This is a genomic window from Agrobacterium sp. AGB01 (assembly GCF_014851585.1).
Classification (GTDB): Bacteria; Pseudomonadota; Alphaproteobacteria; order Rhizobiales; family Rhizobiaceae; genus Agrobacterium.
Genome location: NZ_JACVAB010000002.1, coordinates 895,607 through 921,542 on the forward strand (window position 1 = coordinate 895,607; position 25,936 = coordinate 921,542).

A 25,936-nucleotide genomic window follows, 5' to 3' on the forward strand; every position below is an offset into this window, starting at 1 on the left:
CGCGTCCGTCCGAAGCCCGGTTTTTGAACCAGTATCTTTTTGACCTTTTCCGGAACTGCCGGTTTCGGGCTGCTGGCAAGGGTCGCGCGGAGAATTTTATGGCTTCAGCAGCGGAACAACTGGCCTCAAACCTGAATTTTTCAACTTTCGCGAAAGCGGAAGATCTGAAAAAGAGATTGTGGTTCACCCTCGCAGCACTTCTCGTATACCGTCTTGGTACGCATATTCCGCTTCCGGGTCTCAACCCAGAGGCCTATGCACAGGCATTCCGCGGTCAAGCGGGCGGTATCCTGGGTCTTTTCAACATGTTTGCGGGCGGCGCTGTAGAGCGCATGGCGATTTTCGCGCTCGGCATCATGCCTTACATCTCTGCTTCGATCATCGTGCAGCTTATGACGTCCGTTGTGCCGTCGCTTGAAGCGCTGAAGAAAGAAGGGGAGGCTGGTCGCAAGATCATCAACCAGTATACCCGTTACGGCACTGTGCTGCTCGGCACCCTGCAGGCCTACGGTATTGCCGTTGGTCTGGAAAGCGGCAGCGGGCTTGTGATCGATCCCGGCTGGTTCTTCCGCATTTCTACCGTCATTACGCTGCTCGGCGGTACAATGTTCCTGATGTGGCTGGGTGAACAGATCACCTCGCGTGGTATCGGTAACGGTATTTCCCTGATCATTTTTGCCGGTATTGCTGCCGGTCTGCCGACAGCTCTTGCCGGTACGCTGGAACTGGGCCGTACAGGCGCTCTGTCCACACCGCTTATCCTGGCTGTGGTCGTGGTGGCTATTGGCGTTATTGCGCTGATCGTGTTCGTGGAACGTGCACAGCGTCGTCTTCTGATCCAGTATCCGAAGCGTCAGGTTGGCAACCGCATGTTCCAGGGCGATACATCGCACCTGCCACTGAAGCTGAACACTGCCGGTGTTATCCCTGCGATCTTCGCTTCCTCGCTGCTGCTTTTGCCAGCGACTGCTGCCGGTTTTGCCGGTAACGGCAATCTGCCGAACTGGGCGACAACGATCATTGCGTCGCTGCAGCACGGTCAGCCATTGTTCATGCTGTTTTATGGTCTGCTGATTGCCTTCTTCGCATTCTTCTACACCGCGATTGTTTTCAATCCGAAGGATACGGCTGACAATCTGAAAAAGCACGGCGGCTTCATTCCGGGCATTCGCCCAGGTGAACGCACAGCCGAGTATATTGACCACGTTCTGACACGCATCACCGTCATCGGCGCCGTTTATCTCGTGTTCGTGTGTATCCTTCCTGAGACACTTATTGCTCGGACAGGTATCCCATTAGCCCTTGGTGGTACTTCGCTTTTGATCGTTGTCAGTGTAACCCTAGATACTGTTGCCCAGATCCAGGGACACCTGATCGCCCAGCAGTATGAAGGGCTGATCAAGAAATCTAAATTGCGTGGAGGAAAGAGGGGACGATGAGACTGATATTTCTGGGACCACCAGGTGCTGGTAAGGGAACCCAAGCCAAGCGTTTGACGGACAAATACGGTATTCCGCAGCTTTCAACGGGGGACATGTTGAGAGCGGCTGTGAGCGCCGGTACTGAAGTCGGCATACGTGCAAAGGCTGTTATGGATGCCGGTGGTCTGGTGTCTGACGATATCGTCAACCAGATCGTGTCGGACCGTATCGTGGAGCCTGACTGTGCGAAGGGCTTCATCCTCGACGGTTATCCGCGCACTGTTCCTCAAGCCAAGGCTTTGGCAGAGAACATGCAGGCGAAGAACCTGAGACTTGATGCTGTCATCGAGTTGAAAGTGGATGAGGAAGCCCTGATTCGCCGAATCGAAAACCGCGTAGCAGAAACCATTGCTGCCGGTGGTAAGGTTCGTCCTGATGATAATCCGGAAACTTTCCGCAAGCGCATGGTTGAATACCATGAAAAGACGGCTCCCCTGTCGCAATATTACAGCGAACAGGGACAGTTGGTAACGCTTGATGGAATGGCAGGCGTCGATTCTGTGACTGCAGAGATAGAGCACGTGCTTGAGAAAGCATCTGCCTGAGTTTTGCGTTCTTCTGGATCGCTAAAGAATCTTGGCGGAGCCGGTTGCTTTTTCGCGCTGATTCCGCTAAACACCGCGCCAACTCGCGACAATCCAGCGACTGGCGCGGATTTCCCAAGGGAGATCCGGGTGCAGTCGTTTCGGCTTGCGGCGGATATTAATTTGAACTGGCGGTCTTGTTACCGCTCTAATGGAAGCACCACTTGCCGGATGGCAACTGGAACGCAAGGAGAATAGACGTGGCACGTATCGCTGGCGTCAACATCCCGACTGCGAAGCGCGTTGTTATCGCGCTGACCTACATTCACGGGATTGGTCCAAAATTCGCGCAGGAAATCATGGACAAGGTCGGCTTGCCGGCTGAAAAGCGCGTTCATCAGCTGACGGATGCTGAAGTTCTTCAGATCCGCGAAACCATCGACCGTGATTATCAGGTAGAAGGCGATCTTCGCCGCGATACCTCGATGAACATCAAGCGTCTGATGGACCTCGGCTGCTACCGTGGTCTGCGTCACCGTCGTGGCCTTCCGGTCCGCGGTCAGCGCACGCACACCAACGCTCGTACCCGTAAGGGTCCAGCGAAGGCGATCGCAGGTAAGAAGAAGTAATTTCCGGGAAACCGGGGTGGGGAGGCTGGTGCACGCGCCGGCCTCTTTGAATTTGGCGAAGGGCCTTGAACGGCTCGGCGCCGGTGTAGCCGCTGGTGTTACGGCGGTGAAGAGATCAATGAAAGGGATACTATGGCAAAGGAAGCCACACGCGTTCGGCGTCGCGAACGTAAAAACATCACCTCTGGTGTTGCTCACGTAAACTCCACGTTCAACAACACCATGATCACCATCACTGACGCACAGGGCAACGCAATTGCCTGGTCGTCTGCTGGTGCAAAGGGTTTCAAGGGTTCGCGTAAGTCTACGCCGTTTGCCGCCCAGATCGCTGCTGAAGACTGCGCCAAGAAGGCTCAGGAACACGGCATGAAGTCGCTTGAAGTCGAAGTTTGCGGTCCAGGTTCTGGTCGTGAATCCGCTCTTCGCGCTCTGCAGGCTGCTGGTTTCATGATTACCTCTATCCGCGATGTGACGCCGATCCCGCACAACGGTTGCCGTCCGCGCAAGAAGCGCCGCGTCTAACGCAGGCTGCTTCGTGGTTCCGCCTTTCCTCTGGTCAGGCGGAATTTTCGCGTTTTACCGCATAACTTCCGGTCTTCCGGCTTTTATGCGACAAACCCGCTGATGAACCCCGGTTCCTCTCAGTGTTCATGCTCGGACCGCCACGATTGGATGGTGGCGGCGAACGGAAGGTTTAAACATGATTCAGAAGAATTGGCAGGAACTCATCAAGCCGAACAAGGTCGAGTTCACGTCTTCGAGCCGCACGAAGGCAACGCTTGTTGCCGAGCCTCTGGAGCGTGGTTTCGGTCTTACGCTTGGTAACGCGCTTCGCCGCGTTTTGCTGTCTTCTCTGCGTGGTGCTGCTGTGACGGCCGTGCAGATTGACGGCGTTCTGCACGAGTTCTCCTCCATTCCCGGCGTTCGGGAAGACGTGACGGATATCGTGCTGAACATCAAGGAAATCGCCATCAAGATGGATGGTGACGACTCCAAGCGCATGGTTGTGCGTAAGCAGGGCCCAGGTGCCGTTACTGCTGGTGATATCCAGACAGTTGGCGACATTGAAATCCTGAACCCGGAACACGTTATCTGCACCCTCGACGAAGGCGCTGAAATCCGCATGGAATTCACCGTCAACAACGGCAAGGGTTATGTACCGGCAGAGCGTAACCGCGCGGAAGATGCCCCGATTGGCCTCATTCCCGTGGACAGCCTCTACTCCCCGGTCAAGAAAGTGTCCTACAAGGTGGAAAACACCCGTGAAGGTCAGGTTCTCGACTATGACAAGCTGATTATGTCCATCGAGACTAACGGCTCTGTTTCCGGTGAAGATGCAGTTGCTTTTGCTGCTCGTATTCTCCAGGACCAGCTCGGCGTATTCGTCAACTTCGACGAACCGCAGAAGGAAGCCGAAGAAGAATCCGTTGCAGAACTGGCGTTCAACCCGGCTCTTCTCAAGAAGGTCGACGAACTGGAGCTTTCCGTTCGTTCGGCAAACTGCCTGAAGAACGACAACATCGTCTACATTGGCGACCTGATCCAGAAGACCGAAGCCGAAATGCTTCGTACTCCGAACTTTGGTCGCAAGTCGCTGAACGAAATCAAGGAAGTTCTCGCTTCCATGGGTCTGCACCTCGGTATGGAAGTACCGGCATGGCCACCAGAGAACATCGAAGATCTCGCAAAGCGTTACGAAGACCAATACTAATACAGACAGAGGCAGGCCCTTTAAAGACTGCCTTTCCCCGTCAAACAGCAGACAGGTCGTCTGCATGTGCCAGGAAACGGCAGGCCTGAAGATCAGGAACCTGCATTAAAGGAGAATAGCAATGCGCCACGGAAATTCAGGCCGCAAGCTCAATAGAACTGCCAGCCACCGCAAGGCAATGTTTGCCAACATGGCTGCTTCGCTCATCACGCATGAGCAGATCGTAACCACTCTGCCAAAGGCGAAAGAAATTCGCCCGATCGTTGAGAAGCTGGTAACCCTCGGCAAGCGCGGCGACCTGCACGCTCGTCGTCAGGCTCTCTCGCAGATCAAGGATCAGGACGCTGTTCGCAAGCTGTTCGACGCAATCGCAGCTCGTTACGCAAACCGTAACGGCGGCTACCTGCGCATCATGAAGGCTGGCTTCCGTCAGGGCGACAATGCTGCTCTCGCAGTTATTGAATTCGTTGAACGCGATGTTAATGCCAAGGGCGCTGCTGACAAGGCTCGCGTAGCTGCTGAAGCAGAAGCTGCAGAAGCTGCATAAGTTCTGACGCGTTAAAACGTCAAACTGATAAAAGTCCGGGTGAGCAATCACCCGGACTTTTTTGTGTTCGGCTGTTGTATTTTTTGTCTGGGCGTTGTCTCTCTGGAAGAGTTTCCCGCAGGCGGAGCGCTATCCTGCAGGCCAGTGAGTTTCAGCCCTCAGACTTGATCCGTTTGTCCCGGTAGATATCGCCCTGTCGCGCCAGACGACGCCATGGCTTTGCCTTGTGCAGGGCCTCATCAAAGAGTGGATCATTACGGTCCAACGTTGCAAAGGCCAGCTGACTGCGCTGCTCTGCCGCGCAATGGGCAATGACCTTGCCGTGAGGGCCGATAATGCCGGCCGGGCCTTCATGGGCGGTCTGCGCTGGGGTCGCACCACTGATCCACAGGCAGTTGAAACCGGCATGGGCGCGCAGCGCAATCTGGAAGAAGCTTCTGATGCCGTAAGAGGAGAACAGGATCACGTCGACGCCGAGGCGCTCGTACTCCATCCATAATTCCGGGAACTGGACCTCGATGCAGGTCAGGCAGCCGAAGTGGTAACCATCGACCTCGAACGTCACAGGATGGATGCCCGGCGTGTACCAGCCTGACAGTTCGGTGTTTGAGAGAAAACGTTTGTCGTAGCGACCGGTGAGGTCTCCAGTGTCGCTGATTATATACTGGCTGTTACATGGCGGCGGTGGTGCGGGCAGGGCATGGGCGGAGCCGATCACAGCAAAGATGTTGTGGCGTTTGCAGGTCTCGGCAATCGCCGCAAGCTCGGCGTCATGCGTGGTCCAATCGAGATCTAGCCAGCTCTCGGGTGAGCTGATTTGCGCCTTGGCGTAACCTGACAATGCTCCTTCACAGAAGTTGACGAGGCGGGCGCCTTGCGTCGCTGCCTGTACGATCAGCTCACGGATGGTGCGACCATTTTCGCGGATGTCAGAGGTTATGATGCTCTGGGCTGCGGCAATCTTCATGGGCGACATCCGTCTCGTTTTTGCTTTGGTCGTTCGAAACAAGAAGTCTCCTTGCGGAGACATAAACTAATCCGGTACGGAAATGCGGCTCTTGATGTGCTTGAGATGCGAAACGATGGTGAAGGTCATGATGACAAGCAGTGACCAGGAACTCCATTTGCCAAGATGCACCATGGACCAAGCGCCAAGCTGGTTGGGGTAGGCCCATATGCCGAAAAAGGTTGAGATGTTTTCCGCCAGCCAGACAAAAAAGCCGATTAGCACAAAGGCCAGAAGCAGTGGCATGCGGCGGTCACGGTCATAGGGGCGGTAGACGACGGTGGCGCGGGCGTAAAGGCCGAGCGCACAGGCCGCGATATACCACCTGTAATCACCAATATAATGGTGGGTGAAGAAGTTGGCGTAGATCGCAATGCCGATGAGCGTCGCCATCCAGTAGCTGGGGTGGTGGCGGATGCGGATATCAAACAGGCGCCAGGCCTGAATGATGTAACTGCCGACGGCGGCGTACATGAAACCGGAAAACAGCGGCACGCCAAACAGCTTGCTATAGGCAAAATCCGGATAGGACCAAGACTGGATGCTGCCAGATGTCTTGAAAACTTCCAGAGCAAAACCAACAATGTGGAACAGGAAGATGGCCTTTGCTTCATCCAGCGTTTCGAGCTTGCTCCAGATCATGAAAAACTGGATGGCAAGCGCGATGACCAGCAGCACGTCATAACGTGGCAGGCCAAACAGGCCGTCTCTCGGCACCAGAAAAATCGACAGGAAAAACAGGCCAGCAAACAGGCAGGCGCGTGCCTCCTTGATGCCGAAATATAAAAACTCGACGATAAATCGTTTTATGCCTTTAAGTTCGCCCCAAGGATGGGTATCGCAGAGATAACCATCAAAGGCGGAAAGCCGGCCACCGGTCCATGTTGTGTCTGTGCTCATAGGCTGTTTCCGTTTGCGGCCAATCTTTTCGTTCAGAAGCTATAGCAACCCTTGAGGGAATCGACATGGCCTTGCCGCCGTTTTCACGGTTTTATTCAGTGCGTGTAGGGCATTTTTCGGGCGCCTGTCTGGTGATCATTCTCGGGCTGGCGTTGCGCAAATTTGGTTACGCCGTTGGTCTGCCCTTTGCTGTGGTGAAATATGGCGGCTCGATCCTGTGGGGCTCCATGGTCTATCTGCTGATTGCCACATTGCTTGCCCATCATCCGCTGCGCCAGAGGACGCTGATTGCCGTTGGTGTGGCAATCGCGGTGGAGTTGGTCCGCCTTGTTCACTTTCCGGCGCTTGATGCCTTCCGCGATACTGCGGTCGGCACTTTGTTGCTGGGGCGGGTATTCTCGCTGTGGAATATTGCCTGTTACATCACCGGTATAGTGGCGGCCGCATTTATTGCCGTACGGCTTTCTGGCTGGTGGCAACGGTGCTACGTTTCTTCCATGCCATGATCCTTGGTCGCATCAGCCGGTAGGCAACCAGCAGAACCGGCAGCGCCATGTGGATGAAAGGCCCCAGCGTGATGGACTTGACGGCCATCGAGTAGTGCAGGGCGCCACCCAGGATGATCAGATAGACAAGCTTGTGCAGCCTGATCCAGTTTTTGCCGAGCTTTCGGATCGACAGATTGTTGGATGTCACTGCCAGGGGAATTAGCAACACAAGACAGGCCATGCCGATGGTGATGTAGGGCCTGCGCGCGATGTCAGCAAAGATCGACAGCATGTCCAGCCGTTTGTCGAGCAGCATGTAAGTGGCAAAATGCATGACGACATAATAGAACGCCAGAAGGCCGAGGGCGCGCCGGTAACGTATCCAGTTGATGCCTGTAAAGTCACGCAACGGGGTGATGGCCAGGGTGGCAATCAGAAAGCGCAGCGCCCAGATGCCAAGCAGGTGTTCGAAATCCTTGACGGGGTTGGGGCCAAGTTGGCCGCTCGCACCCAGGTAGAAATACCAGGCGGCCGGACAAAGGCCGATGATGTAGAGCAACCAGATGCTGGCCGCATGGAAACGGCGTGGAAGTGCGGGAATGGGCAGCTTGGCAGCCATGTCAATAATTCGCCTTGAGGTCCATGCCGCTATAGAGGCTGGCGACGTCGTCATATCCGTTGAACATCAGGGTTGGGCGGTTCTGCGTGCCAAAGAAGCCACCTTCACCAATGCGCTGTTCGCTCGCCTGGCTCCAGCGGGGGTGGTCGACGTTTGGATTGACGTTGGAATAGAAACCATATTCGCGGGCATTGGAATTTTTCCAGGTCGTTTCCGGCTGAGTTTCCGTCAGTGATATGCGCACGATGGATTTGATGCCCTTGAAGCCGTATTTCCACGGCACGACCAGACGAATGGGCGCACCATTCTGGTTTTGCAGGGTTTCACCGTAGAGGCCAACGGCAAGGATTGTCAGCGGATGGCGGGCCTCATCAAGGCGCAAGCCTTCGACATAGGGCCATTTCAGCGGTTGGAAAAGTCCGGTCTGGCCCGGCATTTCTTCTGGCCGCACGACCGTTTCAAACGAGACATATTTGGCGCTGCCCAGCGGCTCGACCTTATCCAGCAAGGCGGAGAGTTGAAAACCGATCCACGGAATCACCATCGACCAGCCCTCGACACAGCGCATGCGGTAGGTGCGCTCTTCCAGCTGAAGTTTCATCAGTTCTTCGAGGCCGAATTCCTTGGGCTTGCCAACCAGACCATCGACTTTCACCGTCCAAGGCGTCGGCTTGAAATGCTGGGAGTTGTCCTTCGGGTCGGATTTGCCGACGCCGAATTCATAGAAATTGTTGTAGCTGGTGATGGCATCCAGCGGTGTTACTTGTTCATCGATCTTGTAGGGGCCGGGTTTTGCGGTGAGGGGAGCGGCAAAGGCACTGCCTGCGGCACCTCCGGCGAAAGCAAGACCTGCGGCAGCGCCCATAAACTTGCGGCGGTTCATGTAGGCGTCACGCGGAGTAACATCACGTGCAGCAATATGGGGTGGACGGTAAACAGCCATTTTAATCTCCTCCGCGCCGAGCCCGCCGGCATCATTTCATGTTATGATGCCTACTACGTTGCATAAACAAGATATGTTTCACGGCCGATGGAAAAAATAGGTCGAATGGGCGTACATCGCGTATTCGTGATTGAGGCGGAACTCCTTGATCCAAAGAAATATGCGTACCGTACCGAACCGTACTGTATTTGGCAAAGGTGACAGTGACACATCGGTGGAGATGCGCTAGAGAACTATCAAAAAGTCGGGCAGTTTTGCGCTTCCTTATGCGTTTTGCTTCCCGCAAGGCTTGAAGATCGAGGAAAACACCATGCCTGCTTACCGTTCCAGAACGACAACCCATGGCCGTAACATGGCCGGTGCTCGCGGCCTGTGGCGCGCGACCGGAATGAAGGACGGCGATTTCGGCAAGCCAATCATTGCCGTGGTCAATTCATTTACGCAGTTCGTACCGGGTCACGTACACCTGAAGGATCTCGGCCAGCTCGTGGCGCGCGAAATCGAAGCGGCTGGCGGTGTTGCCAAGGAATTCAACACCATTGCCGTGGATGACGGTATCGCCATGGGCCACGATGGCATGCTGTATTCGCTGCCATCGCGCGAAATCATTGCTGATTCCGTTGAATACATGGTCAATGCACACTGTGCCGACGCGATGGTTTGCATTTCCAACTGCGACAAGATCACCCCCGGCATGTTGAATGCCGCCATGCGCCTCAACATTCCTGTTGTGTTTGTGTCCGGCGGTCCGATGGAAGCGGGCAAGGTCGTTCTACACGGCAAGACCGTTGCGCTTGATCTGGTCGACGCCATGGTTGCTGCAGCGGATGACAAGATCTCGGATGAAGAAGTCAGCGCGATCGAACGTGCCGCCTGTCCGACATGCGGTTCGTGCTCCGGCATGTTCACGGCCAACTCCATGAACTGTCTGACCGAGGCTCTTGGCCTGTCACTGCCCGGTAACGGCTCGACACTTGCCACGCACTCCGACCGCAAGCGCCTGTTCGTTGAGGCCGGTCATCTGATCGTTGACATCACCCGCCGTTATTACGAGCAGGACGATACATCCGTTCTGCCGCGCACCATTGCCAGCAAGCAGGCGTTTGAAAACGCCATGTCCCTGGACATTGCCATGGGTGGTTCCACCAATACGGTTCTGCACATTCTGGCAGCTGCCTATGAAGGCGGCGTCGATTTCACTATGGAAGACATTGACCGTCTCTCGCGCAAGGTTCCTTGCCTGTCCAAGGTCGCGCCTGCCAAGCAGGACGTACACATGGAAGACGTTCACCGCGCTGGCGGCATCATGCGTATTCTCGGTGAGCTGGACCGTGGTGGTCTGATCAACCGTGATTGCCCGACCGTCCATGAGGCAACGCTGGGCGACGCAATCGACCGTTGGGATATTACCCGAACCAACAGCGAAACCGTTCGACAGTTCTTCAAGGCGGCTCCCGGTGGCGTTCCGACACAGGTGGCTTTCAGCCAGTCGTCGCGTTGGGATGAGCTGGATACCGATGGCGAAACCGGCATCATCCGCAATGTCGAGCATCCATTCTCCAAGGATGGCGGTCTGGCCGTTCTGTTCGGTAACATTGCGCTGAAAGGCTGCATCGTCAAAACCGCCGGTGTGGATGAATCCATCCTGAAATTCACCGGTCCGGCCGTTGTGTTCGAAAGCCAGGATGCTGCGGTAAAGGGCATTCTCAACAATGAAGTCAAGGCTGGCGACGTTGTTGTCATCCGTTACGAAGGTCCAAAGGGCGGTCCTGGCATGCAGGAAATGCTCTATCCAACCAGCTACCTGAAGTCCAAGGGCCTCGGAAAGGCCTGCGCGCTGATCACCGATGGTCGCTTCTCCGGTGGCACCTCCGGCCTGTCCATTGGCCATGCTTCGCCAGAAGCCGGCCAGGGTGGTGCAATTGGGTTGGTGCGTCAGGGCGACACCATCGCCATCGATATTCCGGGCCGCACCATCAATCTGGTGATCTCGGAGTCGGAACTGGCAGAACGTCGCGCCGAGCAGGACAAGCTGGGCTGGAAGCCGGCCGCACCGCGCAAGCGCAATGTCACCACGGCGCTGAAGGCCTATGCCGCCTTCGCATCTAGCGCCGACAAGGGTGCCGTGCGCATTCTGCCGGAATAAAATCTGGTTCCTTCGTTAAGTTTTAAACGCCGCTCTGGACAGTCCGGAGCGGCGTTTTTCATGTAGTGCAGGGACGTGGACATCATGCGATATTGCAGTGTGATGCGATAAAATATCCTGTCACGTTTGAGTGACATGCTGTGGTGCCTCTTTTACAGCGATTTTCGCAACATAGATAAAGTCCATGAAAAGAAGAACCGCTCTTGCATTGATCGCATCCCTCCCATTGGCTCACAGTGTGCGGGCACAGTCCTCTGGGGCGGCTTCCGCCTTGGCCAGTCCAGCCACTTCGTCGCGTCTGGACCCTGTCCTTCGGCAGGCACAGGAGCTTGCGACACTAAAAACCGTTCTTGTCAGCGTTGATGGAAGACGGGTGGCCGAACGTGCCTATAACGGCAACGCCCTAAACGGTTCTGTTAACATCAAGTCGGCGTCCAAATCTGTCGTCTCGGCGTTGGTCGGCATGGCGATTGATCGCAAGGTGCTGGAAAGTGCCGATCAGCCGATTGCCAGTGTGTTGCGCAGCGAGTTTCCACAAAACCCCGATCCAAGGCTGGAGCGGGTGACGATTGGCAATCTGCTGTCCATGCAGTCCGGTCTGGCGCGTATGTCTGGCCCCAATTACGGCCGGTGGGTTGCCAGCCGCAACTGGGTAAGAACTGCACTTGGGTCCGGGTTCGACGGTGAACCCGGCGGTGGCATGTTGTACTCCACCGGGTCCACGCATCTTCTGTCTGCCATTTTGACCAAGGCCTCGGGTAAGAACACGCTGGCGCTGGCGCGAGAGTGGTTCCGGCCGCTTGATGATTTCAGGATCGGCGCCTGGGACCGCGATCCCCAGGGCATCTATCTCGGTGGAAACCAGATGGCGATGACGGCGCGTTCGCTGCTGGCCTTCGGTGAACTGTACCGCAATGGTGGCGTGACACCATCCGGTGACAGGCTGGTTTCGCAAGGCTGGATCGACCAGTCCTGGACGCAGCGGACCAATTCCGTGTTCAATGGCGATGGCTACGGTTACTGCTGGTTCATGCGCGATATGGCGGGTGAAAAGACAATCTATGCCTGGGGTTTTGGTGGGCAGATGTTATACATCGTACCGTCACGAAAGCTCAGTGTCGTCATGACCTCGCGCGAGGATGCGCCATCTGCCAGAACCGGCTATCGCGACCAGTTGCACGGTCTTATGGAAAGTATCATTCAGGCCGTGTAGCGTGTGAAAATCACGCTGTTCGCGCCTGCCTTATTTTCCATGTTTCCGCCTATTTTCGTTTTTAATTTCAGGCATTAAAACCAGTTTGAAACAGCATCAAGGGAATCAAATGGACCGTATGTTCAAACGCGCCTGTCTGACGGCAACTGCGCTTATTATGCTGGCTCCCGCCACACTTCATGCGCAAGACACCAAGACGGTGCCATCCAGTCATACGCAAATGCAGCTTTCCTTTGCTCCGCTGGTCAAGCAGACCGCAGGCGCGGTGGTGAATGTCTATGCAGAGCGCATGGTGCAGCGGCGGGCTTCGCCCTTTGCCGGCGACCCATTCTTTGAACAGTTTTTTGGCCAGCAATTGCCAAACCGCAGTGAAAAGCAGTCGTCGCTTGGTTCGGGCGTGATCCTTGCGGCGAACGGCCTTGTCGTGACCAACAACCACGTCATTGAAGGTGCGGACGAAATCAAGGTTGCGCTGGCCGATGGTCGCGAATTTGCCTCTAAGATCCTCCTGAAGGACGATCGCCTTGATCTGGCAGTGTTGAAGATCGATTCGAAAGAACAGTTCCCGGCCTTGTCACTTGGTAATTCGGATGCGGTTGAGGTGGGTGATCTGGTTCTGGCCATCGGTAACCCGTTTGGCGTCGGACAGACGGTGACCAGCGGTATCGTTTCGGCCCTGGCGCGCAATCAGGTCGTACAGGGCGATTTCGGTTTCTTCATCCAGACGGATGCCTCGATCAACCCGGGTAACTCCGGTGGTGCGCTGATGAACATGAATGGCGAACTGATCGGCATCAACACCGCGATCTTCTCGCGTGGTGGCGGTTCCAACGGTATCGGTTTTGCCATTCCGGCCAACCTCGTGCGGGTATTCCTGGCGTCTGCTGAAAAGGGCGACGAGAGCTTCCAGCGTCCTTATGTCGGCGCGACCTTTGATCCGGTAACATCAGATGTGGCCGAGGCGCTTGGTCTCGACCGTGCCCGTGGTGCGCTGGTGGTCGGCGTGGTGAAGGATGGCCCGGCAGAAAAGGCCGGCATTGAGCCGGGGCAGGTGGTGATTGCGGTCGATGGTATTGCTGTCGAACATCCTGACGCTCTGGGTTATCGCCTGACGACGGCTGGCATCGGCAAGTCTGCCAAGCTGACCGTTATCGACAAGGGCAAGAGCCGCGAGATTGAAATCGCGCTTGATACCGCACCGGAAACCAAGCCGCGCGATGAGCGTATCATTGAAGGCCGCAATCCGTTTGCTGGCGCAAAGATTGCCAATCTTTCGCCCAAGCTGGCGGATGAGCTGCGCATGCCAACCCAGACGACCGGTGTGGTGGTGACGGATGTGGCCCGCGGTTCGCCGGCGTCCCGCGTCGGTTTCCGTCCAAAGGATGTTGTGCTTGTCATCAACGGCAATGACATTACCTCCACCAAGACGCTTGCCGACGCGATGGATCAGAACCCCGGTTTCTGGCGCGTTGAAATCATGCGCGATGGCCAGCGTATCCGGCAGTTCCTGCGGTAAATGAAATGCCTCTCCGCTTATGAACGGTGACGAATTTACTGACGTCACCGCCCGGATACATCCGGCCAAGCGGAGAGGGGATTTTGCCCCGATGGGGCTTGAGATGATAATCTGTTGTTGAATAACTGGCGGCTTCGGCCGCCGTCCTTATGAACGCAGTTTCGGAGGTGCGGGTGTCGCTTTTTGATCGGGAAATGCCACGACCGCTTGCAGAAGCCTTGCGTCCGAACACGCTTTCAGAAGTTGTCGGGCAGGATCACCTGTTGGCAGATGACGGCCCGATTGGCCGCATGGCCAAGTCAGGTGTGCTGTCATCCTTCATTTTGTGGGGGCCTCCCGGCGTTGGTAAAACCACCATCGCCAGAATTGTTGCCGCCGATGCGCAGGCGCAGTTCGTGCAGCTGTCTGCTGTCATGTCTGGTGTTGCCGACCTGCGCAAGGTGTTCGAGGAAGCCAAGAAAGAACGCACGCTCGGTCGGCAAACCATTCTGTTCATTGATGAGCTTCACCGCTTCAATCGCTCAACACAGGACGCGCTGTTGCCGCATGTTGAGAGCGGCCTGATCATTCTTGTGGGTGCCACCACAGAAAACCCAAGTTTTAGCCTTGTGGGCGCGTTGCTGTCGCGTGCCCGTGTCTTCACCCTCAACCCGCTGGGTAAGGAGGCGTTGTCGCGTCTGCTCGAACGGGCCGAAGCGCATATCGGCAAACCGCTGCCGCTTGATGAGGAGGCCAAGGAAAGCCTTTTTGATCTGGCTGATGGCGACGGCCGTTATTTCATCGGTATGGTCGAAGAGGTTTTGCGGGCCGGTGCCGGCCAAACGCTGTCGCGCAGCGATCTGGCTTCCCTTCTGCAAAAGAGAATGCCGCTCTACGACAAGGCCAATGACGGTCACTACAATCTGTTGAGCTGCTTCCATAAAAGCCTGCGTGGCAGCGATGTGAATGCGGCGCTCTATTGGGCGGCACGCATGATCGAGGGTGGTGAGGACCCGAATGTGCTGTTCCGACGGCTGGCCTGTGCGGCGTCTGAAGATGTAGGTCTGGCGGATCCGCAAGCGTTGCAGCAGGTGATTACCGCATGGGAAGCCTTTGAGCGTATCGGATGGCCCGAAGCACGGCTGTTCATGGCACAAGCTATCGTTTATGTGGCCACGGCTCCCAAATCCAATGCCGCGTACCGTGCCTTTGATGCGGCAACGGCGCTTGCCCGGCAGACCGGGTCTGTGCCTCCGCCCAAAAACATCCTCAATGCCCCGACTAAGCTGATGAAGGAGCTGGGGTATCATGAGGGGTATAAATACGACCATGACTACCCGGATGCCTTTAGCGGCCAGTCATTCTTTCCGGCAGAACTGAGCGATCAAAATCTTGAGTTTTATCAGCCGAATGAACGCGGCTTTGAACGAGAGCTTTTAAAGCGGGTGCAGTTCTGGAGCAGGCGCAAAAGTCAGAAGCCTGAATAATGCTCAAACCGGGCCTTTACCGATAATGTCACTCACGACGCATGTCGTTTGAATAGTGCTATCGCCCGGTTTGACTTATTTGGCCGGGACTGGGCAACTCATGTCGCCTTCTTCGCATGACAGATAGCCGTTGAGGTCTTTGATCCGATTTTGCGTCAGTCCGTCCAGACATGAATTCCGAACGAATGGATAGACAGTTCCCTGTGCGACCATGGAGCTTGAGAAGCTGCATTCGCCATCTCGAAAAGCAATCCAGGCGCGCTGTGCTGCCACGAGCAGCTTTGTCGTGTCCGCATCATCCTTCAGCCTGGTTTGTATCTGCTTGTAGAGTTTGTTGAGCTCTCCATCTGACTTTTCGAAGGCTTTCTGTGCGCACACATTCATCGCCGTCTGATCCGTCAGGTCGCCACAATTTTGATCCGCGTAGGCAGGTGTGACGATCACACCGATATATGCGGCTGCCAGAATAAATTTCATGCCGACCTCCCGATGTCTTAGCGTTTCACGTTGCAGAATAGAGGCTTTTGTACGCGCCGCAATGCCTTGTGATGGTGATGGTTGTCATCCCGTGAAGCTTGCTGCACATGGACATCTGGCGAGTGGTGAGTGAGGTGTTACGTCACTAAAACCGGCCTCCAAGATGCGCTTTATCCTACGTCCCACCCAGCGCCACCGGAGTAGCAGCGTGATTAACGGAAAATGGTGCGTTCGACGCGACACGTCCGGACAGGCTAAATTTATGAAGAGTGGCTCTTCCGGCAGCTTTTTGTGCTGGGCAGATCACTTAGCCGCAGGCAGATCATCAGGAAGCCTTGCGCTGTACCTGCTGGGGTATGGCAGGCAGCATTTTTACCGAGGATTCCGCCAGGGCGGCATGGCCTTCCATGTCGACGATCAGGTGCCAGTGCGCGCTTTCGGGAATGGCAATGCGAACAGGTGATTTCTTGGCGACACCGCCGAGATACTTGAAATCAAGCAGTTCAGTAAACCGCTGGTAGTTTACAGCTGTCATCAGCCGGACATTGTTGACGCCGTTGAGGCTCACTTCAATTGTCGAACCCGCGCGAAGTTCTTTCAGGTCGTAATGGGTAAAGCGGAAGCTTGGCTTTGCCATTTTATTACTCGTGTCTGCTTGCAATAGTTACGTCCCATCATCGTAAGCGCGGATCATTAACGAGGTCTTTAGATGACAGGGCAGGCCGGGCTTTTGTGCCGGTCTGGCACAGAAATAAGCCTCCAATCGTGGATGACTGATCGCTTAGAGTGCTAATTACCCGGTTTTGACGTAGGTAAAAATTACCTGTCATAATTTGTATTTTTGTGCATTGCGGTATTAATATTTACAGTTGCTTGCATTCTGTAGTGTTTATTTTTGCGTTTGTTTGACCGTGGCGCATTACTTATGTCTAATTTAAATTTATTCATAATAAATGTTTCCGGATGATCACTTTATCTATCGAAATATATTCAAGTGGTCCGACATATGAAAAACACAACGATATCCATGCGCTTTTATATGCTTGTCGCTTTGTTTCTTACACTGCTGGCGGCTGCTTTAACATTTAGCCTGTTTGAAAGTTACCGCGGAATGGAGCGGGAGCGGAAGGCAGGACTTGAATCCTTGAACCACACCGCTATCGCTATTCTTGAGCAATACTACAAAATGGAGCAAAGCGGCGCTTTGACTCGCGAAGCCGCTCAGGAACAGGCCAAAGCAACGATTGCCACCATGCGCTACGGCAAGGGCAGCGGTTACTTCTGGATCAATGACATGGTGCCAACCATGGTCATGCACCCCATCAAGCCGGAAATGAATGGCAAGAACCTGACCGGTGACAAGGACCCGAATGGCAAGTTCCTGTTCGTGGAATTCGTTAAAACTGTTCAGGCCAGCGGGCAGGGCTTTGTCGACTATTACTGGCCAAAGCCGGGTTCGCCTGATCCTGTCGAGAAGTTCTCACATGTGGCCGGCTTTTCGCCATGGGGCTGGGTTATCGGCACCGGCGTTTACGTTGATGACCTTGCTGCGATCTTCTGGAAGGAAGCTCAGCTTTATATTGCCATCTGCGTCATCGGCTCGGCCGCCATCATTGCTGGCGCCTATTTTATCGTCCGCAGCGTCACCGGGCCAATCGCCCGCGTGCGTGACGTGATGACAAGCATTGCTGACGGCAATGGCGCTGTTGATGTACCGTTCCTGGATCGTACCAATGAAATTGGCTCCATGGCCAAGACCTTGCTGGTGCTGCGCGATTCCGTCAATGAACGCAGCGCCTTGCAGCAACGCGAAGTCGCCCAGCAAAAGCAGATAGAAGAGGCCCGGCACGGCAATGAGCTGGCGCTGCGCTCGGTGTCGGAGAAACAGGCCTATGCCATGGACGCCCTCGGTTCTGCGCTGGAGCGTCTTTCTAATGGCGATCTGACTGTGCATGTCGACGATATCGGTGTCGAATATGCAAAGCTACGCGCCGATTTCAACAAGGCGTCCAGTGCCTTGCATCAGGTCATTTCGTCGATTTCGCGCACCAGCCACGTGGTCAGTGACAGCGCAAGCGACATCAATGAGGCAACGGGTAACCTGTCTCGTCGTACCGAACAGCAGGCGGCCGCACTGGAAGAAACCGCTGCTGCACTGGATGAAATCACCGCCACCGTTCGCACCGCATCGGACCGTGCCAATGAAGCGCGCACCATGGTGGGTGAGACCAAGCTGAGTGCTGGTCGCTCAGGTGATATCGTTCGCAATGCCGTTGATGCCATGGGCCGCATCGAGGGCTCGTCGCGCCAGATCAACCAGATCATCAGCGTTATCGATGAGATTGCCTTCCAGACCAATCTGCTGGCGCTGAATGCCGGTGTCGAAGCCGCACGTGCCGGTGAGGCCGGTCGTGGTTTTGCCGTGGTGGCCCAGGAAGTGCGTGAACTTGCGCAGCGTTCCGCCAACGCTGCCAAGGAAATCAAGACGCTGATCAACAGCTCTGCCAATGAAGTTGAAAACGGCGTGTCGCTGGTGCGTTCCACCGGTGAGGCGCTGGTGGAGATTGTCAAGCTGGTCAACCGGGTAGACGAACATGTCAACACCATTGCCACTGCTGCCCGCGAACAGGCAACCGGCCTGCATGAGATCAACACGTCCGTCAACCACATGGACCAGATGACCCAGCAGAATGCGGCAATGGTGGAGGAAACCACGGCTGCAAGCCAGACGCTGGCCAATGAAAGCCGTGAACTACGCTCGCTGCTATCAGGTTTTGTGCTGGAGCAGGAACGTTATGGCGCAACGTCGCGCGCCGCCTGACACTGGTTTCGAAACAGCAAAAAGGCGGCTTTTGCCGCCTTTTTTGTTTGTCCTAAATTATGCCGGGTGGATTTACGGTCGGGGGTGAAAGGTTTCGTTTACCTCGTTTCGTTAATATTTTAGCGATTGCCGCATTGTGCGGCCGCAGAAGTGGTCATCGTATGGCGTTTATTTCCCTTCCGCGCCGCCCAGTGGCGTTGCTCATGATATCGACGGTATTGACGGCCTGCTCGGCAGAGGGCCTGGTGCCGCCTGCGTCGATTGACGGCACCACTCGTGTCGGTGCGATTCAGCCATCCCGTGAACCTGCGCGGCAGGCTTATCCCGCCAATGGTGTCGCCTCTTCCGGTTCGGCCATGCACATGAATGACGGCACGTATCGTGAGCCGCAGTTGATGTCGGCGCCAACGCAGCAGCCTTTGCCGCGCATCGATAGCGATGAGGCCATGGGTGTCTCCTCTGCGTCGAATGGAAATCCCGGCAATGGGTCGCTTGGCGTGCTGCGCACGTCACAGGATGGCGTCAACATGGACGCGATGCTGGGGGGCGAGCCGGTTACAGGCCTTGCTGAAGAACAGCAAAACCAGATTCGTGACAATCAGCTGGCCGAAGGCATGACCAACCAGCCGGTTGTGGATGGCATTGGCACCGACAATCCGGTGCAGACGAGTGGTAACGTTTTGCCTGCGGGCTGGGGCATGCCATCACGTGCCGCGTCTCCACGCCCGCAATCATCTGGTCAGCCGGTACAGGACGTGGCGATGTTGATGCCGCAAAACCCGGCGCAGTCAAACCGTTCTTCCGCACCTCCCGGCATGATGCCGCAGTCGGAAGTGGCCTGCCGGTCGGAGCTTCGTCGTCTGGGTGTATCGTTCCGTGACGTTGCTCGTATTGCCGACGGCCCAACCTGCGGTATCGATTACCCGCTGGAGCTCAATGGTCTCGCCAGCGGTGTGGCGATCAAACCTGCGGTCAAGCTCAATTGCCAGGTGACGCTTGCCTTTGCCAAATGGGTGAAGTTCGAACTCGTGCCGTCGTCGCGTTTCCGCTACATGTCCGGTGTCGGGCGCATTACGCCGATGGGCGGTTATTCCTGCCGCAAGATGAATTCGCGTGCTAGCAATCCGTGGTCTGAACATGCCAAGGGCAATGCCATCGATATCGGCACGATCACGTTGAAGAACGGCAAGGAAATCGATGTTCGCAAAAAGGGCTTCTTTGCCTTCCGCGAAAAGGGTCTGTTGAAAGCGGTACGCAGCGACAGCTGCAAATATTTCTCGACGGTGCTTGGGCCTGGCAGTGACAAGGACCACTGGAACCATTTCCACTTTGATCTACGCACCCGCAAATCCGGTTATCGCCACTGCGACTAACTTAATGTGGCAAAGAAGTGTGCTGCGATCTTGCGATAACGACATGCTTTCGAGGTTATAAAAAAATGCCGGCGCTGAGGCCGGCATCATGATGAAGCAGTGACGCGGGGTGTCGCTGCCGCTGAAATGATAAAACCAATAATCCGTGACGATATTCAAAACACATTCGCCACCGAATATATTTTCGTACTGAAACCTTGTAGTCGTACCGCAAGCCTGATCAGTGTGCTTGCGACGGGTGTTCTATACGGTAAGAGCATCACATATTGATGACAGTCCTTGCCCCGTTTCCTTGAAAACCCGTTTTTCAAAATTCCAAATATCAGGAGAGTGCCGTGCCGCCTGTCACCGAGATTGCCATGTTTGCCGCAGCCCTCGCCACGGCAGGAGTTGTTGCCGGTTTGCTGGCCGGTTTGTTCGGCATTGGCGGCGGTGCGGTTCTGGTGCCGGTGTTTTACCATGTGTTTGGCCTGCTGGATGTGCCGGAGGCGGTGCGCATGCATCTGTCACTTGGAACGTCGCTGGCCATCATCGTTCCGACATCCATTCGCTCATTCATGACGCATAAGCAGAAAGGTGCCGTTGATACCGCGCTGTTGAAAGGCTGGATTATCGCGGTGCCGCTCGGCACGCTGATTGCCTCTGCGATCGCTGCCTATGCGTCCAGTGTCGCGCTGCGGCTGATCTTTGCCTGTATTGCGCTGGTGCTGGCCTTCCGCATGATTGCCAACCGCTCAAGCTGGCATCTGGGCAATGACCTGCCGCCAAATCCTGCCAAGTTTCTGGTCGGCACATCAATCGGCATTCTCTCAGGCCTGATGGGGGTTGGCGGCGGCGTGCTCAACAACACCTTCATGACGCTTTATGGTCGCTCCATCCATCAGGCAGTTGCCACGTCTTCTGGTGTCGGTGTGCTGATTTCGCTGCCGGGTCTTGCGGGTTACATCTGGGCGGGGTGGGGTGCTGCCGGTTTGCCACCGCTATCGACCGGTTACATCAACTGGATTGCGGTGGCATTGCTGATCCCGATCACGCTGATTGTTGCACCCTATGGTGCGCGGCTGGCACATGCGCTGAGCAAAAAGCAGCTGGAACGCGCGTTCGGCGTGTTTCTGGTCGTTGTCGCGGCGCAGTTTTTCTACAGCGTGTATGGTTGAGATGATCGCTATGCGATGATTTCGTGTCAGGGTGGTTTTGCGCGATACGAAGCCCTATATGGCAATCGACAATCTATCCTGCGAAAGAATCATCATGAATGCCATTGTTTCGATCCGGAACCTGACGAAAACCTATGCCAATGGGTTTCAGGCGCTGAAGGGCGTCAATCTCGACATCATTGAAGGTGAAATCCTGGCGCTGCTTGGGCCGAATGGTGCCGGCAAAACGACGCTGATTTCCATTATTTGCGGCCTTGTGAACCCCGGCGACGGCCAGGTTCTGGTGGCGGGTCATGACGTGGTGCGCGAGTTTCGCAAGACCCGCGAACTGATTGGCCTCGTGCCACAAGAACTGACAACCGACCAGTTTGAAACGGTGTGGAACACGGTCAGCTTCTCACGTGGTTTGCACGGCAAGAAAAGCAATCCGGAGCTGATCGAAAGTATCCTAAAATCGCTGTCGCTCTGGGAAAAACGCAACAACATGCTGCGTGAACTGTCCGGCGGCATGAAGCGTCGAGTCCTGATTGCCAAGGCGCTGGCGCATGAACCCAAGGTGCTGTTCCTGGATGAACCGACGGCAGGTGTCGACGTGGCGCTGCGTCGTGACATGTGGCGGGTGGTGGAAAAACTGCGTGCCAATGGCGTTACCATCATTTTGACCACGCACTATATTGAAGAGGCCGAAGAAATTGCCGACCGGGTTGGCGTCATCAATGGCGGTGAGTTGTTGCTGGTGGAAGAAAAGACGGCCCTGATGCGCAAACTTGGCCGCAAGCAGCTGTCGCTTGAACTGACGACGCCGATAACAGTCATTCCTGACAGTCTTGGTTCGTTCAATCTGCTGCTGTCTGCCGATGGCTCCTGCCTGACTTATGAATATGACGGCAATGGCGAGCAGGGGCGTATTGCCGGCCTGCTGTCGATGCTGTCGGCCGAAAACATCCAGTTTCGCGATATCTCAACACGGCAAAGCTCTCTGGAAGATATATTCGTGGCACTTTTGGAGGACGCGAAATGAATTTTGAAGCGGTCAAATCCATCTATCTGTTTGAAATGGCGCGTACTCGCCGCACGCTTCTGCAAAGTGTCGTGTCTCCCGTCATCTCGACATCGCTTTATTTCATTGTTTTCGGAACGGCGATCGGTTCGCGGATTCAAGAGGTTGGTGGCGTTTCCTACGGTGCCTTCATCACGCCAGGACTGATCATGCTGACGCTGTTGACCCAGTGTATCGGCAACGGTTCCTTCGGTATCTATTTCCCGAAATTCACCGGCACGGTCTATGAGATCCTCTCGGCTCCGGTGTCGATGGTGGAGATCCTGCTCGGTTATGTCGGGGCGGCGGCCACCAAGGGGTTGATGATCGGTACGATCATTCTGATCACCGCATCATTCTTTGTGGATATATCGATTGCCCACCCGGGCATGATGGTGCTGTTCTTTGTGCTGACGGCGGTCAGTTTCAGCCTGTTCGGTTTTATCATTGGCATATGGGCCACCAACTTCGAACAGTTGAACCTTATTCCGATGCTGGTGGTGCCACCGCTGACATTCCTCGGTGGCAGTTTCTATTCCATCGATATGCTGCCGCCATTCTGGCAGACGGTCAGCCACTTCAATCCTGTGCTTTATCTCATCAGCGGCTTCCGCTGGAGTTTTTATGAGATTGCCGATGTGAACCCTATCATCAGCCTTGTGATGATTACGCTGTTCCTGTCGGCATGCCTTGCGGTTGTCGGCTGGATTTTCCACACCGGCTACAAGCTGCGCAACTGACAACCCGCTTCTGCGGTTTACCAGTCCCTAAGCCGCAGTTCATCGGTCTGCATTTGCAGGGAGCCGAGGGTAGACAGGAAGCTCATGCCCAGCAGGCTTTGGTCAAGTTGACCATCGCCTGCGACAAGGGCCGGAATGTTGGAGCGGGAAATCGGACCGATGGACAGTTCCGAAAGCATGGCATGGGCGGCAGTGGTGCGTCCATTCGCCGTCATGACGGTGACGGTATAATTCAGATTTTCCGGGTGCAAGCCAATCTTGCGAGCATCATTGGCTGACAGCACAACCGAGCTTGCACCGGTATCAACCAGCATATGTACCGCGATGCCGTTGACCTGCGTGTTGGCTTCAAAATGGCCATTCATTGATTTGTGCAGAATGATTTCCTGTCCGCCTTCGCTGGTGGTTACCACAACGGCGCGGCCCGGCATCAGGCCGGCCAGCAGGCGTTCGCCGAAACGGCGGAAATCATCGCGGTAAAGATAACCCGATACCAGTGCGAGTATGATGGCCAGCCAGATGGCGATCTGGCGCAGTACAAGCGGCAGGTTGCCGCGGCTGGCATTGAGGACGCCGACCGACAGAAGTCCGGCTATCGGCAGCAAATAGAGCAGGCGGCCGAACTGGTCGTTTTCAATTCCGAAGGTTTGGCCGGTGTCATTGTTGAGAATAAGCAGTGCAAGACCGATGCCCAGTACGACGAGAACAACCACCAAACGGCTCATGCAAATCGGCCTTTCACATATTCCATAAATGCTCACTCACAATATTTGTGTTTCAGCTCGTCAGGGCAAGGGTGCATAGCCAGACAATCACCGAGATTTGTTGTGTCGCGCCAATGGTGTCACCGGTATGGCCGTTGATCTTTTTCACCACGAAACCATTAAAAATTGTGATGGCAAGCGCCACGGCAGCAAATGCCAGCGCAAGTGCAAATATGGAGAAGAATGGCAGTGCCAGAACCGAGGCGATTATAACGCCGGAAATGACGGCGGTGTTGCGGGCAGTGCTGTCCGGCTGGCCGGCCGATGATGCAAGCCCTTGCTGGCGCGCAGAGGGTGTTGCCGTCCAATGCCAAACCATCAGGCCGCGGCTGAGCGCTTCAGCACCCAGAAAGACCGCAGCGGCACTGACGGGCGTCAGCGTTTCACAAAGTGTCGTCAGTGCAGCCGCACGCAGGCCAAAGGAAAAGAACAGCGCAACGGAACCGTAGGTGCCAAGGCGGCTGTCTTTCATGATCTCGATGATACGGTCGCCGGTGCGGCCGCTGCCGAGACCATCGGCTGTATCGGCAAAACCATCCTCATGCAGAGCGCCTGTTGAAAAAACCATAACTGTCAGTGTTATCATGCTGGCGAGAAGCGGTCTGGCATCCAGCGACAGCAAGATCAACAAAACGAGAGCGGCGGGCAGGGCAATCAGCAGACCTGCAAAGGCGAAGGTGCGAGACAGGCGGACCATCTTGCCGTCGTAACCTTCAAAGAAGTGCTGCGGCACCGGAAAGCGTCCGAGAAAACCAACGGCTCTTGCCAGATCGGTTATGAACGCGTTGATGTCCATGATGCAGTTCCTGTCCTGACGGAATTCAAAAGGGGCGATTTCCGGTTGTTCCTGAAACATTCCCCGACTATGAGAGGGGCAACAAAGACTGATTTGCCGGAAAATTACAAGTTTCCGGAATGAACGAGGAAGATTGATATCATGAGCATGAGCGGCCTGCCTTTCGACGATTTTCGTACGCTGCTGCGCGATCTGCCCGGTCCCTCGACCCATGCGCTGGTTGACGCCAAGGAGCGTAACGCCAAGCTGACCAAACCGGCGGGTTCTCTCGGTCGGCTGGAAGAAATTGCCATGTGGCTTGCCGCATGGACGGGACGGGCACCGTCCGTCACTCGTCCGCTGGTGGCGATCTTTGCTGGCAACCACGGCGTTACCAAACATGGTGTCACGCCTTATCCTTCCTCCGTGACCCAGCAGATGGTCGAGAATTTTGCAGCCGGTGGTGCGGCGATCAACCAGATTTGTGTCAGCAATGACCTTGGCTTGAAGATCTTCGATCTGGCGCTGGATTATCCTACCGGTGACATTACCTGCGAAGCGGCTCTTTCCGAGCGTGACTGCGCCGCCACCATGGCCTTTGGCATGGAAGCGATTGCCGGTGGCACCGACTTGCTGTGCATTGGTGAAATGGGCATTGGCAACACCACGATTGCGGCAGCTATCAACCTGGCGCTTTACGGCGGCACGGCTGAAGACTGGACCGGTCCCGGCACCGGGTCCGAAGGCGATGTGATGGCGCGCAAGATTGCTGCCGTCAAAGCCGCCGTTGAGTTCCACAAGGACCATCTGTCTGACCCGCTTGAAATCATGCGCCGTCTTGGTGGTCGTGAAATTGCGGCGATGGCTGGTGCCATTCTGGCGGCACGCATGGAGAAGATCCCCGTGCTGATCGATGGTTATGTCGCAACAGCATCTGCGGCCCTTCTCAAGGCCATGAACCCATCTGCTCTCGACCACTGCCTGATTGGCCATGTGTCGGGTGAACCGGGCCATCTTGCTGCCGTTGAAAAGCTGGGCAAGACACCGCTTCTGGCACTTGGCATGCGGCTGGGTGAGGGTACCGGTGCTGCACTTGCTGCCGGCATCGTCAAGGCCGCTGCCGCCTGCCACTCCGGCATGGCAACATTTGATGCCGCTGGCGTTTCCAACCGCAGCTGAAGTGAAGACCGCTGAATGACAAAACCACAATCAAACGACAAGCCGGCAGCTTTCGTGAAGGAAAAGGGTATCAGGCATTTGTTTGCTGCCCTGCGCTACTCCGTTCAGGGGCTTCAACGCCTGTGGCAGGAGGCTGCATTCCGCCACGAGGTTCTGCTGCTGTTTGCAGGTCTGGTGCTGTTTGCAGTGATTGGTGCACCCTTCGTGCACTATCTGATTTTTGTCATTCTGATGTTGCTGATGGTGGCGTTTGAGGCCATCAATACCGCAATCGAGGAACTGGTAGACCGTATCTCGCCGGAGATTTCATCGGTCGGTCGCCACGCAAAGGACCTCGGTTCACTTGCGGTCTTCTGCCTTATCCTGATCAATGCCGGATTTGTCGTTTACGCACTGGTCGTCAACCTGTTTCCGGGCTGACG

The 25,936-nt window shown here is 55.6% G+C and carries 26 protein-coding genes; 18 read left to right on the top strand and 8 right to left on the bottom strand.

What is annotated here, in order from left to right; all coding sequences use genetic code 11:
• The first annotated feature begins 98 nt into the window (after positions 1–98).
• The 6 genes from secY (at position 99) to rplQ (ending at position 4,892) form a co-directional block, all read left to right on the top strand.
• Positions 99–1,439, top strand: coding sequence for a preprotein translocase subunit SecY (gene secY, locus IB237_RS10970; RefSeq protein ID WP_192488647.1), 1,341 nt, complete (start codon positions 99–101; stop codon positions 1,437–1,439).
• The gene (locus IB237_RS10975) at positions 1,436–2,026 is read left to right on the top strand and encodes an adenylate kinase (RefSeq protein ID WP_192488648.1); all 591 of its coding nucleotides are present in this window, start codon (positions 1,436–1,438) and stop codon (positions 2,024–2,026) included. The genes secY and IB237_RS10975 overlap by 4 nt, the downstream gene beginning before the upstream one ends.
• Positions 2,027–2,265: 239 nt before the next feature.
• On the top strand, positions 2,266–2,634 hold the full coding sequence (rpsM, locus tag IB237_RS10980; protein WP_192488649.1) for a 30S ribosomal protein S13: 369 nt from the start codon (positions 2,266–2,268) through the stop codon (positions 2,632–2,634).
• A gap of 132 nt (positions 2,635–2,766) precedes the next feature.
• On the top strand, positions 2,767–3,156 hold the full coding sequence (gene rpsK / locus IB237_RS10985; protein ID WP_007766864.1) for a 30S ribosomal protein S11: 390 nt from the start codon (positions 2,767–2,769) through the stop codon (positions 3,154–3,156).
• Between the two features lie 178 nt (positions 3,157–3,334).
• Positions 3,335–4,345, top strand: coding sequence for a DNA-directed RNA polymerase subunit alpha (locus IB237_RS10990; RefSeq protein ID WP_192488650.1), 1,011 nt, complete (start codon positions 3,335–3,337; stop codon positions 4,343–4,345).
• A 121-nt stretch (positions 4,346–4,466) separates the two neighbouring features.
• Positions 4,467–4,892, top strand: coding sequence for a 50S ribosomal protein L17 (rplQ, locus tag IB237_RS10995; RefSeq protein ID WP_192488651.1), 426 nt, complete (start codon positions 4,467–4,469; stop codon positions 4,890–4,892).
• A gap of 151 nt (positions 4,893–5,043) precedes the next feature.
• On the opposite strand, the gene IB237_RS11000 is transcribed toward rplQ, so the two are convergent.
• Together IB237_RS11000 and IB237_RS11005 are read right to left on the bottom strand one after the other, a co-directional pair.
• Positions 5,044–5,859, bottom strand: a complete 816-nt coding sequence (locus IB237_RS11000; protein WP_192488652.1) for a carbon-nitrogen hydrolase family protein — start codon at positions 5,857–5,859, stop codon at positions 5,044–5,046.
• A 66-nt stretch (positions 5,860–5,925) separates the two neighbouring features.
• Positions 5,926–6,798, bottom strand: a complete 873-nt coding sequence (locus IB237_RS11005) for a DUF817 domain-containing protein (RefSeq protein ID WP_192488653.1) — start codon at positions 6,796–6,798, stop codon at positions 5,926–5,928.
• Positions 6,799–6,863: 65 nt separating this feature from the next.
• Between IB237_RS11005 and IB237_RS11010 the strand changes: the two genes are divergently transcribed.
• Positions 6,864–7,304, top strand: a complete 441-nt coding sequence (locus IB237_RS11010; protein WP_192488654.1) for a DUF2809 domain-containing protein — start codon at positions 6,864–6,866, stop codon at positions 7,302–7,304.
• Here the strand turns inward: IB237_RS11010 and msrQ are convergent.
• Positions 7,246–7,905: a protein-methionine-sulfoxide reductase heme-binding subunit MsrQ gene (gene msrQ, locus IB237_RS11015; RefSeq protein WP_192488655.1), complete on the bottom strand. Its 660-nt coding sequence runs from the start codon at positions 7,903–7,905 to the stop codon at positions 7,246–7,248. The genes IB237_RS11010 and msrQ overlap by 59 nt on opposite strands.
• A 1-nt stretch (position 7,906) precedes the next feature.
• A complete protein-coding gene (gene msrP, locus IB237_RS11020) occupies positions 7,907–8,848 on the bottom strand; it encodes a protein-methionine-sulfoxide reductase catalytic subunit MsrP (RefSeq protein ID WP_192488656.1) in 942 nt (313 codons plus the stop codon).
• 310 nt (positions 8,849–9,158) lie between these two features.
• Here msrP and ilvD point away from each other — a divergent pair, with 310 nt between their 5' ends.
• From ilvD to IB237_RS11040, 4 genes are all read left to right on the top strand, one after another.
• A complete protein-coding gene (gene ilvD, locus IB237_RS11025; protein ID WP_192488657.1) occupies positions 9,159–10,994 on the top strand; it encodes a dihydroxy-acid dehydratase in 1,836 nt (611 codons plus the stop codon).
• Positions 10,995–11,178: 184 nt separating this feature from the next.
• Positions 11,179–12,207, top strand: coding sequence for a serine hydrolase (locus IB237_RS11030; protein WP_192488658.1), 1,029 nt, complete (start codon positions 11,179–11,181; stop codon positions 12,205–12,207).
• 109 nt (positions 12,208–12,316) lie between these two features.
• Entirely contained in the window at positions 12,317–13,723 is a 1,407-nt protein-coding gene (locus tag IB237_RS11035; RefSeq protein WP_192488659.1) for a DegQ family serine endoprotease, read from the top strand.
• Between the two features lie 149 nt (positions 13,724–13,872).
• Positions 13,873–15,189 (top strand): replication-associated recombination protein A, encoded by a 1,317-nt coding sequence (locus IB237_RS11040; protein WP_192488660.1) that lies wholly within the window; start codon positions 13,873–13,875, stop codon positions 15,187–15,189.
• 75 nt (positions 15,190–15,264) lie between these two features.
• Here IB237_RS11040 and IB237_RS11045 read toward each other — a convergent pair whose 3' ends face one another.
• Complete coding sequence (locus tag IB237_RS11045; protein ID WP_192488661.1) at positions 15,265–15,666, bottom strand: lysozyme inhibitor LprI family protein; 402 nt, start codon at positions 15,664–15,666, stop codon at positions 15,265–15,267.
• A gap of 325 nt (positions 15,667–15,991) precedes the next feature.
• Positions 15,992–16,303, bottom strand: a complete 312-nt coding sequence (locus IB237_RS11050) for a DUF1883 domain-containing protein (RefSeq protein ID WP_192488662.1) — start codon at positions 16,301–16,303, stop codon at positions 15,992–15,994.
• Positions 16,304–16,672: 369 nt separating this feature from the next.
• Here IB237_RS11050 and IB237_RS11055 point away from each other — a divergent pair, with 369 nt between their 5' ends.
• The 5 genes from IB237_RS11055 to IB237_RS11075 all read left to right on the top strand — a co-directional run bounded on the left by IB237_RS11055 (position 16,673) and on the right by IB237_RS11075 (position 22,796).
• Positions 16,673–18,487, top strand: a complete 1,815-nt coding sequence (locus IB237_RS11055; protein WP_192488663.1) for a methyl-accepting chemotaxis protein — start codon at positions 16,673–16,675, stop codon at positions 18,485–18,487.
• A 161-nt stretch (positions 18,488–18,648) separates the two neighbouring features.
• A complete protein-coding gene (locus IB237_RS11060) occupies positions 18,649–19,860 on the top strand; it encodes an extensin family protein (RefSeq protein ID WP_192488664.1) in 1,212 nt (403 codons plus the stop codon).
• Between the two features lie 335 nt (positions 19,861–20,195).
• Positions 20,196–21,017, top strand: a complete 822-nt coding sequence (locus IB237_RS11065) for a sulfite exporter TauE/SafE family protein (RefSeq protein WP_192488665.1) — start codon at positions 20,196–20,198, stop codon at positions 21,015–21,017.
• A gap of 94 nt (positions 21,018–21,111) precedes the next feature.
• The gene (locus IB237_RS11070) at positions 21,112–22,038 is read left to right on the top strand and encodes an ABC transporter ATP-binding protein (RefSeq protein WP_192488883.1); all 927 of its coding nucleotides are present in this window, start codon (positions 21,112–21,114) and stop codon (positions 22,036–22,038) included.
• Positions 22,035–22,796, top strand: coding sequence for an ABC transporter permease (locus IB237_RS11075; RefSeq protein WP_192488666.1), 762 nt, complete (start codon positions 22,035–22,037; stop codon positions 22,794–22,796). The genes IB237_RS11070 and IB237_RS11075 overlap by 4 nt, the downstream gene beginning before the upstream one ends.
• Positions 22,797–22,813: 17 nt before the next feature.
• Here IB237_RS11075 and IB237_RS11080 read toward each other — a convergent pair whose 3' ends face one another.
• Complete coding sequence (locus tag IB237_RS11080; RefSeq protein WP_192488667.1) at positions 22,814–23,521, bottom strand: TIGR02281 family clan AA aspartic protease; 708 nt, start codon at positions 23,519–23,521, stop codon at positions 22,814–22,816.
• 52 nt (positions 23,522–23,573) lie between these two features.
• A complete protein-coding gene (locus IB237_RS11085) occupies positions 23,574–24,356 on the bottom strand; it encodes an adenosylcobinamide-GDP ribazoletransferase (RefSeq protein ID WP_192488668.1) in 783 nt (260 codons plus the stop codon).
• A 141-nt stretch (positions 24,357–24,497) separates the two neighbouring features.
• On the opposite strand from IB237_RS11085, the gene cobT reads away from it, so the two are divergent.
• Both cobT and IB237_RS11095 read left to right on the top strand, forming a co-directional pair.
• Entirely contained in the window at positions 24,498–25,514 is a 1,017-nt protein-coding gene (gene cobT, locus IB237_RS11090; protein WP_192488669.1) for a nicotinate-nucleotide--dimethylbenzimidazole phosphoribosyltransferase, read from the top strand.
• Positions 25,515–25,529: 15 nt separating this feature from the next.
• Complete coding sequence (locus IB237_RS11095; protein WP_192488670.1) at positions 25,530–25,934, top strand: diacylglycerol kinase; 405 nt, start codon at positions 25,530–25,532, stop codon at positions 25,932–25,934.
• The last annotated feature ends 2 nt before the right edge of the window (positions 25,935–25,936 follow it).

Excerpts from the sequence above, each read along its gene's own strand:
- secY (WP_192488647.1), top strand. The coding sequence starts at position 99 with ATGGCTTCAGCAGCGGAACAACTGGCCTCAAACCTGAATTTTTCAACT.
- IB237_RS10975 (WP_192488648.1), top strand. The coding sequence starts at position 1,436 with ATGAGACTGATATTTCTGGGACCACCAGGTGCTGGTAAGGGAACCCAA.
- rpsK (WP_007766864.1), top strand. The coding sequence starts at position 2,767 with ATGGCAAAGGAAGCCACACGCGTTCGGCGTCGCGAACGTAAAAACATC.
- IB237_RS10990 (WP_192488650.1), top strand. The coding sequence starts at position 3,335 with ATGATTCAGAAGAATTGGCAGGAACTCATCAAGCCGAACAAGGTCGAG.
- rplQ (WP_192488651.1), top strand. The coding sequence starts at position 4,467 with ATGCGCCACGGAAATTCAGGCCGCAAGCTCAATAGAACTGCCAGCCAC.
- IB237_RS11000 (WP_192488652.1), bottom strand. The coding sequence starts at position 5,859 with ATGAAGATTGCCGCAGCCCAGAGCATCATAACCTCTGACATCCGCGAA.
- IB237_RS11005 (WP_192488653.1), bottom strand. The coding sequence starts at position 6,798 with ATGAGCACAGACACAACATGGACCGGTGGCCGGCTTTCCGCCTTTGAT.
- IB237_RS11010 (WP_192488654.1), top strand. The coding sequence starts at position 6,864 with ATGGCCTTGCCGCCGTTTTCACGGTTTTATTCAGTGCGTGTAGGGCAT.
- msrQ (WP_192488655.1), bottom strand. The coding sequence starts at position 7,905 with ATGGCTGCCAAGCTGCCCATTCCCGCACTTCCACGCCGTTTCCATGCG.
- msrP (WP_192488656.1), bottom strand. The coding sequence starts at position 8,848 with ATGGCTGTTTACCGTCCACCCCATATTGCTGCACGTGATGTTACTCCG.
- ilvD (WP_192488657.1), top strand. The coding sequence starts at position 9,159 with ATGCCTGCTTACCGTTCCAGAACGACAACCCATGGCCGTAACATGGCC.
- IB237_RS11030 (WP_192488658.1), top strand. The coding sequence starts at position 11,179 with ATGAAAAGAAGAACCGCTCTTGCATTGATCGCATCCCTCCCATTGGCT.
- IB237_RS11035 (WP_192488659.1), top strand. The coding sequence starts at position 12,317 with ATGGACCGTATGTTCAAACGCGCCTGTCTGACGGCAACTGCGCTTATT.
- IB237_RS11040 (WP_192488660.1), top strand. The coding sequence starts at position 13,873 with ATGAACGCAGTTTCGGAGGTGCGGGTGTCGCTTTTTGATCGGGAAATG.
- IB237_RS11045 (WP_192488661.1), bottom strand. The coding sequence starts at position 15,666 with ATGAAATTTATTCTGGCAGCCGCATATATCGGTGTGATCGTCACACCT.
- IB237_RS11050 (WP_192488662.1), bottom strand. The coding sequence starts at position 16,303 with ATGGCAAAGCCAAGCTTCCGCTTTACCCATTACGACCTGAAAGAACTT.
- IB237_RS11055 (WP_192488663.1), top strand. The coding sequence starts at position 16,673 with ATGAAAAACACAACGATATCCATGCGCTTTTATATGCTTGTCGCTTTG.
- IB237_RS11060 (WP_192488664.1), top strand. The coding sequence starts at position 18,649 with ATGGCGTTTATTTCCCTTCCGCGCCGCCCAGTGGCGTTGCTCATGATA.
- IB237_RS11070 (WP_192488883.1), top strand. The coding sequence starts at position 21,112 with ATGAATGCCATTGTTTCGATCCGGAACCTGACGAAAACCTATGCCAAT.
- IB237_RS11075 (WP_192488666.1), top strand. The coding sequence starts at position 22,035 with ATGAATTTTGAAGCGGTCAAATCCATCTATCTGTTTGAAATGGCGCGT.
- IB237_RS11080 (WP_192488667.1), bottom strand. The coding sequence starts at position 23,521 with ATGAGCCGTTTGGTGGTTGTTCTCGTCGTACTGGGCATCGGTCTTGCA.
- IB237_RS11085 (WP_192488668.1), bottom strand. The coding sequence starts at position 24,356 with ATGGACATCAACGCGTTCATAACCGATCTGGCAAGAGCCGTTGGTTTT.
- cobT (WP_192488669.1), top strand. The coding sequence starts at position 24,498 with ATGAGCATGAGCGGCCTGCCTTTCGACGATTTTCGTACGCTGCTGCGC.
- IB237_RS11095 (WP_192488670.1), top strand. The coding sequence starts at position 25,530 with ATGACAAAACCACAATCAAACGACAAGCCGGCAGCTTTCGTGAAGGAA.